Annotated in this window: 11 protein-coding genes and 1 pseudogene; 11 read left to right on the top strand and 1 reads right to left on the bottom strand. The window is 62.2% G+C overall.

What is annotated here, in order from left to right:
* Nucleotides 1–17 precede the first annotated feature (17 nt).
* From ACD578_RS24205 to ACD578_RS24155, 11 genes and pseudogenes are all read left to right on the top strand, one after another.
* Nucleotides 18–1220, top strand: coding sequence for a M20/M25/M40 family metallo-hydrolase (locus ACD578_RS24205; RefSeq protein ID WP_404289218.1), 1203 nt, complete (start codon nt 18–20; stop codon nt 1218–1220).
* A gap of 110 nt (nt 1221–1330) precedes the next feature.
* A complete protein-coding gene (locus ACD578_RS24200; protein WP_404289215.1) occupies nt 1331–3163 on the top strand; it encodes an SLC13 family permease in 1833 nt (610 codons plus the stop codon).
* 88 nt (nt 3164–3251) lie between these two features.
* Complete coding sequence (locus tag ACD578_RS24195) at nt 3252–3788, top strand: Na+/H+ antiporter subunit E (protein ID WP_404289213.1); 537 nt, start codon at nt 3252–3254, stop codon at nt 3786–3788.
* Nucleotides 3781–4041 (top strand): monovalent cation/H+ antiporter complex subunit F, encoded by a 261-nt coding sequence (locus ACD578_RS24190; protein WP_404289211.1) that lies wholly within the window; start codon nt 3781–3783, stop codon nt 4039–4041. The genes ACD578_RS24195 and ACD578_RS24190 overlap by 8 nt, the downstream gene beginning before the upstream one ends.
* Before the next feature lie 3 nt (nt 4042–4044).
* Complete coding sequence (locus ACD578_RS24185; RefSeq protein WP_404289208.1) at nt 4045–4293, top strand: Na(+)/H(+) antiporter subunit B; 249 nt, start codon at nt 4045–4047, stop codon at nt 4291–4293.
* On the top strand, nt 4290–4634 hold the full coding sequence (mnhG, locus tag ACD578_RS24180; RefSeq protein WP_404289205.1) for a monovalent cation/H(+) antiporter subunit G: 345 nt from the start codon (nt 4290–4292) through the stop codon (nt 4632–4634). Before ACD578_RS24185 ends, mnhG begins: the two co-directional genes overlap by 4 nt.
* Nucleotides 4631–4858 (top strand): annotated as a pseudogene (mbhE, locus tag ACD578_RS24175) (hydrogen gas-evolving membrane-bound hydrogenase subunit E); the annotation flags it as partial. The gene mnhG and the pseudogene mbhE, both read left to right, overlap by 4 nt.
* 1 nt (nt 4859) lies before the next feature.
* Nucleotides 4860–5324: an MnhB domain-containing protein gene (locus ACD578_RS24170; protein WP_404289203.1), complete on the top strand. Its 465-nt coding sequence runs from the start codon at nt 4860–4862 to the stop codon at nt 5322–5324.
* Nucleotides 5325–5336: 12 nt separating this feature from the next.
* On the top strand, nt 5337–5708 hold the full coding sequence (locus tag ACD578_RS24165; RefSeq protein ID WP_152710606.1) for a sodium:proton antiporter: 372 nt from the start codon (nt 5337–5339) through the stop codon (nt 5706–5708).
* Nucleotides 5702–8800, top strand: a complete 3099-nt coding sequence (locus ACD578_RS24160) for a proton-conducting transporter membrane subunit (RefSeq protein ID WP_404289200.1) — start codon at nt 5702–5704, stop codon at nt 8798–8800. The genes ACD578_RS24165 and ACD578_RS24160 overlap by 7 nt, the downstream gene beginning before the upstream one ends.
* A 322-nt stretch (nt 8801–9122) precedes the next feature.
* Entirely contained in the window at nt 9123–10943 is a 1821-nt protein-coding gene (locus tag ACD578_RS24155; RefSeq protein ID WP_404289198.1) for an SLC13 family permease, read from the top strand.
* Between the two features lie 1167 nt (nt 10944–12110).
* Here the strand turns inward: ACD578_RS24155 and ACD578_RS24150 are convergent.
* Nucleotides 12111–12941 (bottom strand): NAD-dependent epimerase/dehydratase family protein, encoded by an 831-nt coding sequence (locus ACD578_RS24150; protein ID WP_404289196.1) that lies wholly within the window; start codon nt 12939–12941, stop codon nt 12111–12113.
* Nucleotides 12942–12974: the final 33 nt, after the last annotated feature.

The raw sequence follows: 12974 nt of genomic DNA, 5'->3' as shown, positions 1-12974 counted from the left end.
AGCAACGGAATGAGACGATGAACAGTTCTGCAACTTCCATCGATGTCGCCGCCGCGGAAGATCACCTGATGCGGTTCCTGTCGGTCGAGGGCGTCACCGGACAGGAGGCGGCAATCGCGGCCGCCGTCTCGGACGCGCTCCAGAAGGCGGGCGTACCGGCCTCCGCGATCCGCTTCGACGAAGTGAACAAGCGCATCCCCGTCCCGACGGAAACCGGCAACCTCATCGTCGATCTGCCCGGAACGCGACCCGGGCCGCGGCTGCTGTTCTCCACCCATCTCGACACGGTGCCGCTCTGTGCCGGCGCCAAGCCACGGCGCGAGGGCGACCGCATCGTCTCGGACGGCACGACGGCTCTCGGCGGGGATAACCGCACCGGATGCGCCATTCTCGTCGTCCTTGCGGAGACGCTCCTGAAGCACAACCTTCCGCATCCTCCGATCACGCTGCTCTTCACCGTTCGCGAGGAAAGCGGCCTGCACGGCGCGCGCGAACTCGATCCGGCCGATCTCGGCGGCGCGGTGATGTGCATCAACGTCGATGGCCAGGACCCGAATGACTTGATCGTCGGTGCGGTCGGCCAGGAGAACTGGGACGTCGAGATCAGGGGCAAGGCCTCGCATGCGGGTGTGGCGCCCGAGAGGGGCATCTCGGCGACGCTCGTCGGCGCGGTCGCCCTCGCCGAGGCGAAGCGCGAAGGGTGGTTCGGCAAGGTCGTGAAGCCCGACGGCCGGGGCACGAGCAATGTCGGGATCTTCGGCGGCAAGGATGGCAAGGCCGCGGGAGACGCAACGAACGTCGTGACCGACTACGTTTCCATCAAGGGAGAGGCAAGAAGTCCGACATCGGCCTTCGCCACGGCGATCGCGAAGGGATTCGAAAACGCGTTTCAGAAGGCACGCAACGAGGTGAAGGATCATGAGGGCGAGATGGCCGTGATGTCCTTCACGCACACTCCTTCCTACCCGCCATTCAATCTGGATGAGGGCTCGCCCGTGGTGCAGCGCGCGACCAGGGCCATGACCATGCTCGGTCTCAAGCCCAATTACCTGTTCTCGAATGGCGGCCTCGATGCCAATTGGCTCGACAAGCATGGCGTCCCCACCGTCACCATCGGCGCCGGCCAGGCGGAGATTCACACCATCAAGGAATACGTGAACCTGCCGGAATTCGCGACGGGGTGCCGCCTCGCGCTGCTGTTGGCCACGATCGAGGACTAGGTGGGCGGAGGGGGCGACATCGTCGATTCGGGAGCACAAGGGCGCCACATGCCTGGCACCCTAACCCATCGCGCACTCCGCAAATGTCGGGTTGACGAGGAGACGAGCGATTGAGCCCGATCACTTATATCGCCGCCATCATCGCAGTCACTGTCGTCCTGTTCATTTGGAACAAGCTGCCGGTCGTCGTCGTCGCGATGGGCACCGCGCTGGCTTTGTGGGCGACGCAGGTTCTCACTCTGGGGCAGGCGCTGGGCGGGTTCGGCGATCCTGCCGTCATCTTCATCGCCTGCCTCTTCGTCGTGAGCGCGGGGCTTGAGACGACGGGAGTCACGGCCTGGGCCGGTCAACTGCTGATCCGGGGAGCCGGACAGGAGAGCCGGACGCGCCTCCTCTTTCTCACCATGAGCCTCGTGGCCGTGCTGACCGCCCTGATCAGCGTCAACGGCGCGGTCGCCGCTCTCCTGCCGGTCGTGGTCGTCATGGCGGTCCGTCTCAAGCGCAAGTCCTCGCAGCTCTTGATGCCGCTCGTCTTCTCCGCCCATGCGGGATCGATGCTCGCCCTCACCGGCACGCCCGTGAACGTCCTCGTCTCCGAGGCAGGGTTTGAGGCTGGAGTCGGCGGGTTCGGCTTCTTCGAGTTCGCTCTCGTCGGCATTCCCTTGCTTGCCGGCACGATGGCCATCATCGTTCTGTTCGGCGAGCGCCTCCTGCCACAGCGCAACGGCGCCAAGATGCCCGCCGATCTCAGTCGTCATGCCAAGACGCTGGTGGAGCAATACGGGCTGGCCGACGGCGTCTTCCAACTGCGCGTGCGCGCCACCTCTCCCTATGTCGGTCTCTCCCCGGCGCAGGTCGATCTCTCGGCCTTTCCCGGCATGCAGCTCGTGGCCGTCCAGGACGGCGACAGTGCCGCCCCGCTGCGCCGGCCCGTGGGAGACGGCGATCACATGCTCGTGCGGGGGACGGCGGAAGCCGCCGCCGCACTCGCCAAGCGGATGCATCTCTCGTTTCGTGAGGACACGGCGTCGGACCAGGGCGAGGAGACCCTGTTCAACCGCCGATCCGGTCTGGCCGAGGTGGTGATCCCGCCACGCTCGGGCCTGATCGGCCAGACCATGTTCCCGGGCATGGTCACCGACAGCGGGGACCTCATCGTTCTCGCGGTGCAGCGGGCCGGGTCTCCGACCGACGCCGTCAACTCGAAGGCCGGCAGTGGCGGCGTCGCGTTGCGACCTGGCGATACCATGCTGCTTCAGGGGACCTGGAAGGCTCTCGATCTTCATCTCAGCGATCCCGATGTCCTGGTGGTCAACTCGCCCGAACTGGTACGGCGCCAAGCCGTGCCCCTGGGGCCGGGAGCCTACCAGACGATTGCCGTCCTGGCCGGCATGGTCATCCTGCTCGCGACCGGCTTCGTGCCGCCTGCCGTCGCCGGCCTGCTCGCCGCCGGGGCCATCATCCTTTCGCGGATCCTGACCGTCGAGCAATCCTACCGCGCCATCGACTGGACGACGGTGATCCTCGTCGGTGCTCTGATGCCGCTGTCGACGGCGATGGTGGAAACCGGAGCCGCCGAACTCATGGCCGAAGGCCTGGTCGGGCTCGTCGGCGACGCCGGGCCCGTTGCCCTGCTTGCCGGCCTTTTCGTGCTCACCGCCGTCATGGGCCAGTTGATCAGCAACACCGCGACTGCACTGATCGTCATTCCCATCGGCATGGCGGCCGCGACCAGCATGGGGATCTCGCCCCGCCCCGTGCTCATGAGCATCGCAGTGGCCGCGGCCGGGGCCTTCCTGACCCCCATTGCAACGCCGACGAACCTGATGGTCATGGGACCGGGAGGGTACGCGTTTGGCGATTACTGGAAACTGGGATTGCCGCTGCTGATCTGGTTCTTCGTCGTATCGGTCTTCCTGGTGCCGCTGATCTGGCGGTTCTGATCGGTGGCGCATAAAGCCGCCACACCCAATTCGAACGGACGAGCTCGATCTGACTGCAAATTGGATACCATGAGAGGCACGGTCGCAAATGAGTCACGCAGATTTGGACGACAATGCCGCCAGGATACCTTCTTGGTCACATGGACTGATCAGCCTCTGGGCCGTGCTTTTTGTCGTCTGGATGGTTGCCAATTCCACGGTGGCGACCGTCGTCGTGCTCCTCGGCGCGGCGATCACGCTGCCCATCGCCTGGATTCTTGCGGCCTCCGGCGGCACCTGGAACCGGATTCGCTGGACTCCCGACGGGCTTCTCCACTTCTCACTCTACGGCGCGACGTTCCTCGTCGAGCTCGTCAAGGCCAACATCACCATGATGCGCTACGTCTATGCGCCGCGGATCGATATCAAGCCGGGCATCCTCAAGGTCCGCACCCGCCTCAAATCGCCGATCGGCCGACTGGCCCTTGCCAATACGATCGCGCTGACGCCGGGCTCGCTCGTGATGGAATTGAGGGGCGACATGCTCTTCATCCACCTGCTCGATATCGACGGCATCGACGCCGACGCGACGACCAACGCGATCGTCAGACCGTTCGAAAGGCATTTGGAGCACGTCTTTGGCTGAATCCATCGTCCAGGTCGCGGCTGCTCTCATCTTCGGCGCCATATCACTTGGCGTCATCCGGCTGGTACTCGGGCCGACAACGATCGACCGGATCGTCGCGATCGACATGCTGACGATCATCTCGATCTCGCTCATCGTTCTCTATGCCCATGTTTCGGGACGCTTCCTCTATATCGATGTCGCCCTCGTCTATGGATTGCTGAGCTTCCTGGCGGTGCTGGCGATCGCACGCTTTCTGGAAAAGGGACTCTAGCGCATGCTCCAGCTTCTCATCCTGGTGGTCTGTGCCGGCATTCTCGTCAGCGGGCTTCTCGCGGTGTGCCTGAACAACCTCATCGCCGCGATGGTGAGCTCGGGCTTGGCCGGCCTGTTCGCGTCCGTGTCGTTCCTGCTGCTCGCAGCTCCGGACGTGGCGATGGCGGAGGCAGCGATCGGATCGGGCCTTACGACCTTCATCTTCATCTATACCCTCCGCCATGCAGGCCACGGGGAACATGAACCATGATCGAGCTGATCGGAAGCCTGTTGATCCTGTCTGGCGCCGTGTTCCTGTTCTCGGCCGGCCTCGGCCTCCTGCGCATGCCGGACTCCTTCACCCGCATCCAGGCCGGCACCAAGGCGACAACCCTGGGCAACATACTGATCGTGGTCGGCCTTGCCTTCTACCATCCGGGATGGTCCCCCAAACTGGTCCTTGTCATCTTTTTCGTCCTGATGACGAATCCCGTTTCCTCCCACGCACTGTCGCGCGCCGCGCATCGGATCCGCACGCCGATGACGCCGGCAACCGTGACGGACGCGCTTGCGGACGACGGGAAGACCGGCGATGCGGAGGGAGCACCATGATCCATCGCGTCGGCACCCTCTTCGCCGTCACCCTGTTCGCGCTGATCTTCATCCGATTGGCCGGAGGCTATACGGAACGGTCGGCCCTTCGCCCGCTTGCGGAGCACTACGTGTCGCAGGCCCCGCTCGAACTCGGGGTCTCGAATATCGTCACCGGAATCCTCATCGCCTATCGCGGCTTCGATACGCTCGGCGAGGTTGCCGTGCTTTTCATGGTGGCGGCCGGTGTCGGCCTGCTTCTCCAGGAAGGACGAAGCCGACCTCGGGGAAGCAAAGGCACCCCAGCGCAGGCCCGCCAGCGAGATCGTGATGACCGGCTCCCGGGTGTTGCTGCCCGTGATCCTCACGTTCGGCGCTTACGTCATCGTCAACGGTCACCTGTCCGCCGGCGGCGGGTTTCAAGGCGGCGCCATCGTCGCCTCCGGGGTCATGCTGTTGCTTCTGGCTGACCCGGCCGCACGGCTCAACGCCGCGGCGCTCAGCATGATCGAGTCCCTTGCCGGCATGTTTTATGTTGGGATTGGCATTCTCGGACTGATCCTGGCGGGTGGCTTCCTCGACCCGCGGTTCCTGCCACTCGGCGAAGCCGGTGCCTTCCTCAGCGCCGGCGCCATTCCGTTGGTCTCGGCGCTGCTCGGCATCAAGGTCGGGGCAGAGCTCAGTGTCATCATCAACCGCTTCCGAAGTTGAGCGATCCAGCCCATGGCAACGATCCTACCGGTGTCCTCCATCCTGCTGATCACGGGCTTCGGGCTCGTCCTGATCGGCCTCTGCGGCATCCTGATCCATCGCCATCTGCTTCGCATCATCATCGGGTTCACTCTGTTCGGCACCGGACTCCATATCGTCATCGTTGCAACCGGCTATGTGACCGGCGGCACGGCACCGATCATCGACCGTGCGCTCGGCCCGGCCGAGGCAGGACGTGCGATCGACCCTATCCCTTCCGCGTTGGTGGTGACGGCCATCGTCATCGGCTTCGCGGTGACGGCCATCATGCTCGCTTATGCGGTCCGTCTCCATTCGGCCAGGAAGACCTTCGACATCGGTGCGTTCACGGAGTCGAAATGGTAGCGAGCCTGTTCCATCCGCTCAACATCTTCCTTCTTGGTCTGGGTGGTGGATTCGTCATTCCGCTGCTCGTCCGGATTGGCAACACTTGGCTGTCTGCCGGCTTTTTCGTCGCACTCGTCGGAATCGGGGTCATCAGCGGCGTTTCGCTGCTGCGCATTCTCGCTGGCGAGCCGCCCATCGATGTCCTCACGGCAGGATCGTTGCCGCCCGTCTCGATCAGTCTGCGCTTTGGCTTGGCCGAGGGATTTGTCGCCGCAAGCGTCAATGTCGTGGCCATCCTTGGAGCGCTGCATCTTTGGGATCGGCTGCGCGGCAACTACGCGGCGCTGCTGCTCTACCTGGGCCTCACCATGGGCATCAACGGCATGGTGATGACCCGGGACCTCTTCAATCTCTTCGTCTTCCTGGAGATTGTCTCCATCGCGACCTATGGACTTCTCGGGCTCGAGCGCACATCGGCCTCGTTGGGGGCGACGTTCAAGTTCATCATGGCGACGGTCATCGCGTCGTCGTTCTTCCTGCTCGGCACCGGCTTGCTTTACCTGGCCGTCGGCAATCTCAGCATCGATGCGCTCGTTGCCGCCCGGTCCGACGTCACGGGGCCCATCGGCGAGGCGGCGCTCCTTCTCGTCCTGTCCTGCCTGGTCATCGAACTGAAGCCTTTCCCCGCCAATGGCTGGGGACTCGACGTCTATGAAACCGCCCCGAGCGGCATCGCCGCGATGATCTCCGTCGGTGTCTCCGCTGGCGTATTCTTCTCGCTCGTGAAACTGCTCCCCCTCTTTGAGGACCAGCTCCCCATCCTCGCCGTCTCGGGCGGAGCCACGTTCCTTTTCTCCAACCTGATCGGTCTGAAGCAGTCCAATATCCAGCGGCTTCTCGGCTATTCGTCGATCGGTCAAATGGGCCTGCTGCTCCTCGGACTGGCGCTTCTGCATCAGGTTGGCGCAGTGGCATCGATTCCGCTGGTGGTTGGTGGCCTGTTCCTGAATCATCTTCTCGCCAAGGCCGGACTCTTCTGGATAGCCGCCGTGATCCGGCAGCGCGATCTCGACCAAGCTGTCGGCCTCGCCGGCCGCCCGCTCCTTGCGGGGCTGCTGACCCTCTTCCTCGTGGCCATCGCCGGACTGCCACCATTCCCCGGGTTCTGGGCCAAATGGGCACTTGTCATGCAACTGACCAGCGCTGCCAAGCTGCCTTGGGTCGCGTTGATCCTATGCGGCTCGCTGCTGGAAGCAGCGTATATGTTCCGCTGGTTTACCCGCGCCCTCTGCACGCAGGATAACGGCCCGACAGAGATGCCGTCGGCCGCCGCGTTGTTTCCCATCGTGGCCGTCGCGCTCCTTCTGTGCATCTCCGGCTATGTCGCGGCGCGCGGCTCGGGAGCAGGCGCACCCTGGATGTTCGTCCCGCTCCTTGCCGGCCTCGTTCTCCATGCGCTCGACCGCATGCCAGGCCGGGCAAAGGGCTTGCTGATGCTTGCTGTCGTCCTTGTCGCCGGCAGTCTCCTGGCGCAAGCCGCCCAGGGCCTTGCCTGGCTTTTCGCGATCCTGCTCCTCGCCGGCAGCCTCGTCATTGCCGCGGCGGGCCTCTACAGGGTTGATGAACGTCCTGGCTACTATCCGATGCTGGCGATCCTATTGCTTTCGATCCAGGCGCTGCTTCGATCGTCGACGAGCCTGGAGTTCTTCTTCACTTGGGAGATCATAACTCTATCGACCTGCTTCCTGATCGCGAAGGGCCGGGGTGCGGGGCCGCATGTTCTGGGCTTCCTGCTGTTCTCTTTGCTGTCTGCCTTCCTTGTGTTGGCGGGTTTCGCCGGTGTCGCCGCGGTCAGCGGCTCGACCAGCCTGGATGCGCTGATGACGAGCGGCCCGGACGCCAGCGCAGCCTTCGCATTCCTCGCGGCCGGCTTCCTGGTCAAGGCGGGTGCGATCGGCGTGCATGTCTGGCTGCCGGGAGCCTATTCCGAGGCAGACGACGATTTCACCGCAATGCTTTCCAGCGTGGTCAGCAAGGTTGCGGTCTTCGGCCTGCTCATGGGAACCTACCTCGCGATCCGGTCCGAGGTCGGACTGGAGCTCGCGCATGCGATGGCCTGGCTCGGCATGCTGACGACTATTGCCGGTGCGTTGGTGGCGCTCCAGCAGACCGATTTCAAATGCCTCCTCGCGTTCTCCAGCATGAGCCAGCTCGGCTACATCATCACCGCTACAGCCCTGATGAGCCATCTCGGTTGGGTGACCGCGCTCTATCTCGTCGCGAACCACATGATGGTGAAGGGAATTCTCTTCCTCGCGGTCGCCGGAATCACCTTGCGCACGGGTACGCGCAGCTTCGCGGAAACAGGTGGGCTTGCCCGCACCATGCCGATGACATTCGCCATCGTGCTCGTCGCCGTCATTTCGATGTCGGGTCTGCCGCCACTGATGGGTTTTGGTGGCAAGTGGTTGCTGTTGAGCGCCATGACGGAGAAAGGCTGGCACTTTCTCGCCGTCGCCGGGCTCGTGGCGACCTTCCTTGGCTTCCTCTACATGATCCGTCTCGTCGGCAGCCTCTTCCTTGGGCCGTATAGGGGTGAGCAGGTGAAAGTAAGGGAGGCGCCAACGGCTCTCCTCGTTCCGCAACTCGTGCTGATCGCGGGTATCCTCGTTCTTTCACTCTACCCGAAATTGCTGATGGATCCCGTTTCCGCTGCAATCGACCCGCAATTCGCCTCGACGCTGGTCTGGGAGGGGATGTCGCTGGAGACGATCTATGGCTACTGGAATCCGATGCCGATCATGATTGGCGCCGTCACCGTCGCGGCGGTCCTCGGACTGATCGCCTGGCTCGCCTATTCCGGCGGCCAGCGGGATGTCGTCGATCTTCGTCGGTTCTTCGCCTTCTATCGTCCCATCATCGGCTTCGCATCGCCCCCTATCGCTATCGTCTTCTGGCGGAGCATCGCGGACAGCACGCTTGCCGCCGCGGATTTGGCCCGAGGAGTCTATTCCGGCAACGGTCAGACCTATGCCCTGTATGTGCTGTTCTATTTCCTGGTCATCTATGTCACGAGCACCGGATTCGCGGGGCTATGGGCCGGACGTTGACCGTGAGCGCCGACACAGTCTCGGGACGAGGGTCGCTCTGGGAGAGCGTCCATCGGAAGGGTACGTGAACGGAGGGCGGGAAGGGTTACAACACTCCTCATGGTGATGTTCCGATCCCTCGTCGGGAAGAGGATTGTGCAATCAGGAGTGGATTGCCTGTTCCAGAATGACCACGAGGGCGGGTTGCTTAGCCTCGCGTCCCATTAGCGTGCCGAGCGTCCCGTTGAGGCATACGCCGCCAGAATTTGGTTGCCGTCAGCCCTGAGACGACCCAATCTGGCGCTCCGCAGCGTAACGATCGGCCGTGCGAAGAAATCCCGGAATGTCCGAACTTGCTGTCATCCTTAGCCTGCTTGCCGCCGCGATCGTGATGTTCGCCATCAACAAGCCTCGCCTGGACGCCGTGGCGCTGATCATGCTCACGGCGCTGCCCTTGACAGGCGTACTCACGATGCAGGAAGCGCTCGTAGGCTTCAGCGATCCCAACATCGTCCTGATTGCCGCCCTGTTCGTGATCGGAGAGGGACTGGTGCGAACAGGCGTGGCTCAGGGGCTCGGCGACTGGCTGACCACGAAGGCCGGGGCTAACGAACTGCGCTTGACAACTCTTCTGATGACGGTCGTCTGCGCACTCGGAGCGACCATGAGTTCGACTGCCGTGACTGCAATCTTCATCCCCGTGGCGCTGCGGATCGCCCAAGGCACTGGTATCCCGCCCAGCCGATTGATGATGCCGATCAGCTTCGCGGCCCTGATCAGCGGGATGACGACACTGGTCGCAACGGCACCGAACCTCGTGGTCAACAGCGAACTCGAGCGTCACGGCATCGCAGGCTTCTCGTTCTTCAGCTTCACGCCTTTCGGCATTCCCATCCTGGTGCTCGGCATCATCTACATGGCATTCGCGCGACGCTGGTTGCCGGCTAAACATCGGGCGAAGACCGCCAACCGGCCGACATTCGCAACGTGGGTCGACGAGTATGGCCTCGCGAACCGCGAATATCGTCTTCTCGTGACCGACCACTCGCCGCTTTCCGGCAAGACCTTGGAGGAACTCAACCTCCGTGGCTCATCCGGGGCAAACATTATCGCCATAGAGAGAAGCCGCAACTTCTCGAAGGAACTGCTCCGGCCGACAGCAAAAATGGAAATCAAGATCGGCGATGTCTTGCTGATCGACTTGCTCCCGAACACCAGGGACATCCAGTCCATTCGGGACGACTTCCTCCTTGAGGAGTTGCCGCTGGAGGGGACCTATTTCAGCGATCGTTCGCAGGAAATCGGATTGGCGGAAGTCATCGTGCCACCATCGTCGGATCTGGTTGGACGCTCGGTGATCGAAGCGCATTTCCGGAGTCGCTTCGGACTTTCGGCAATCGGCCTCAGGCGAGGCCGTATCGTGCACGACCGAAGTCTCGTCAACGAAAGGCTCGAGGTTGGCGACATGCTCCTGCTCGTCGGGACCTGGAGCGATATCGAGCAACTTCGGTCGGACGATGAAGACCTGGCAATTATACGGCTCCCCGCGGAACTCGACGAGGTTCTCCCAGTCCCCGGAAAGGCCCTTCAAGCCGTTGCTTGCTTGGCGCTCGTCGTCGGGCTGATGATCAGCGGGGTCATTCCGAACGTACATGCCGCGTTGATCGGGTGCCTGCTGATGGGGCTATTGGGGTGCATCGATCTTCCCAGCGCCTATCGCTCGATCGACTGGAAGACCATTGTGCTCATCGTCGGCATGCTGCCGTTCTCGATCGCGTTGCAGAGGACCGGGGGAGTGGACTTGGCCGCTGATGCCCTCATGACGCTCATCAGCGAATCCGGGCCCCGTGTGATCCTCGGAGCCCTCTTCCTCATAACCGCGCTGCTCGGCATGTTCATCTCCAACACCGCGACAGCGGTCCTGATGGCGCCGGTCGCCCTTGCTGTGGCCAAGGATCTGAACGCTTCGCCGTATCCTTTTGCCATGATCGTGGCCTTGGCTGCCTCAACCGCTTTCATGACGCCTGTCTCGTCGCCGGTGAACACCCTGGTGGTTGGTCCGGGGAACTATTCGTTCGGAGACTTCATAAGGCTTGGCGTGCCTTTCTCCATCCTCGTCCTTATCGTTTGCGTGATCGTGGTACCTTGGATCCTGCCGATGTAGCAGACGTTGGAGGCGATCGGTCAACGGATGGTTCGTGACAAACCGAGCGGGCGGTGGATTCGTGCCGGGGGCGCGCGGAACCAGCCTCATTCGCAGGCTGGGATGCAGGAACCCCAGACGTGGACGGCTTGTCTTCGGCACTGCTATTGATGAGTTGATCCGTTGCGAGGAAGGAGATGCAGACCTTTGCTCCACCGCGTTTAGCCAGGTAACCCGGCAATTCCTCATTGCGATCGTAGTTCATGTGCCGCGTGCAATCAGGTGGCGATGTGTTCGCGTTGACGGCCTTCTGAGGGGTCTGCCCGAGTGCGCCGTGGGGTACGGCAAGTGACGCCAAGGCTAGTGATCCCGAAAGAAATCGCTTCATGTTCCATCCCGATCTGGTGCTTTTGGCTAGGGATGGGAGTATTGCGCATGTCGCTAGAGCTGGATGCATCAATCTCGAAACGACGGCCATCTCCGAATGAGATGCCTCGCTCAGCCAGGACGTCTGTTGTTTGTCAATCGGGATGGCTCCAGGAGGCCGTTGAGGGTGCCGGCTTCGGGCGAGGCTAGAGACTTGGCCGGGACTTTGTCCAGCCGCAGGAACAGGGATCGATGTGTCCAGGTAGGTGCCGCACCAAAAGCAGCAAATGTATTTAGAGGGCTGTTTCCGGCATGCTTCCATCGCCACTTGACTCGTAATAGGAATGCTTCCGGAGGGATCCCAGGCGCCCTCAATCCTCATGGCACCGGGCGGCAACTGCTCCAAAGGCGCCCCTTATCTCGCATTGATGGCCCGAATGGCCCCCTCTTTAGGATCGCGTCTACTAAAGGGAGCCAACAGGGGAATAGGATTCTTTAATCATGGGATACTGCATGGGTTAGGGATCGTCGAAGGTCCGGTTGGGGTCAAGGACGGTCCTTGGCGCGGCGGTGGAGAGGTCCGCTCACCGCGCGACTGCGGACATTCGATCTACTTCAGCCTCGTGCCGAAAGGAGACCTTCCGGACACACAAAGGGAGTTCCGGAGACGGAATTTTACAAGAAATCTCTGCTTGAGCCCTGCACTAGGCTGTGTGCCCAGGCGATGATCTGACTCTGTCCTGTGATGGTCGCTCCGCTTTCCCTTGCTGGCCGGCAATATCTGGGAGGTATTACCTACCGAAGCAATCCGTCCTCTCGGTTTCAATGGCTCATCAACCGAGCGATATCGGCAGCGAAACGCATCTCAGAGTCGTCCTGCGGCTGATAGTCGATCACCCGACGCGCATTGGCGATGCTCCAGAAAGTGCGGGCGTTGTTGGAAACCCCGTAGAAGATATGAAACGGCACACCGTACTCGTCGTCGATCTGAGATGTCTCAATGGATTTGCAGAATAGCTGCTGCAAATCGCGCTCGCTGATGTAGCCTGCGAGTTCGCGCACGTAACGATAACGGGGCAGATCGGCAAACTGGCTGGCGTCGATCTCCCGAGGAACGACAACCCGAAGTTGAATTACCTCCAGCTTCCGTCCAAGGCTGCCACACGCATACAAAAACCCGAGCGACTCGTAAGCCGCCTTGGCCCAACCATAGAAATTGTCCGGTCGCGGGTAATCCTCCGGACCGACGCGATCACGCAGGCCAGCAAAGTAGGGTTGCTCGTACCACTTCGCTGCCTGATTGGTGCTGGCCGCCACCACTCGTCGTACACCGTGGTCCAGAGCCATCTGGTAGACCCGCTGCATCATATCGATGTTACGGCGTTCGCCGTCGTACTGGCTTTGCGGATCGGAACCGACCGGTGGCTGGTAGGCCGAGTGGACCACCACATCCATTCCGGTGAAGATAGCGCTCAGATCCGCAGAACTCGCCGTGAGCAGATCGAGCACCTCGACACCATCAATCGGCTGACCTGTTCCATTCTCCCGCCGAGTGTCGATGAGCCGCAAGTCATACCGTTCGCGAAAGGCCGGGAGCAACTGGCCCGCGATGTAACCGGTTGCACCTGTCAGCAGCACCCGTTGCTTTGCCATGGCCAATCTCCTTCACACCCTTTGCTGAGTTTT

The organism is Microvirga sp. RSM25 (assembly GCF_044784385.1).
GTDB lineage: Bacteria > Pseudomonadota > Alphaproteobacteria > Rhizobiales > Beijerinckiaceae > Microvirga > Microvirga tunisiensis.
The sequence above is the reverse complement of the archived record's forward strand: the minus strand, read 5'-3'. Positions and strand labels throughout refer to the sequence as shown.

What these genes read in the sequence shown, in the direction of transcription:
- ACD578_RS24205 (WP_404289218.1), top strand. Translation starts at nt 18, where the DNA reads ATGAACAGTTCTGCAACTTCCATCGATGTCGCCGCCGCGGAAGATCAC.
- ACD578_RS24195 (WP_404289213.1), top strand. Translation starts at nt 3,252, where the DNA reads ATGAGTCACGCAGATTTGGACGACAATGCCGCCAGGATACCTTCTTGG.
- ACD578_RS24185 (WP_404289208.1), top strand. Translation starts at nt 4,045, where the DNA reads ATGCTCCAGCTTCTCATCCTGGTGGTCTGTGCCGGCATTCTCGTCAGC.
- mnhG (WP_404289205.1), top strand. Translation starts at nt 4,290, where the DNA reads ATGATCGAGCTGATCGGAAGCCTGTTGATCCTGTCTGGCGCCGTGTTC.
- ACD578_RS24165 (WP_152710606.1), top strand. Translation starts at nt 5,337, where the DNA reads ATGGCAACGATCCTACCGGTGTCCTCCATCCTGCTGATCACGGGCTTC.
- ACD578_RS24160 (WP_404289200.1), top strand. Translation starts at nt 5,702, where the DNA reads ATGGTAGCGAGCCTGTTCCATCCGCTCAACATCTTCCTTCTTGGTCTG.
- ACD578_RS24155 (WP_404289198.1), top strand. Translation starts at nt 9,123, where the DNA reads ATGTCCGAACTTGCTGTCATCCTTAGCCTGCTTGCCGCCGCGATCGTG.
- ACD578_RS24150 (WP_404289196.1), bottom strand. Translation starts at nt 12,941, where the DNA reads ATGGCAAAGCAACGGGTGCTGCTGACAGGTGCAACCGGTTACATCGCG.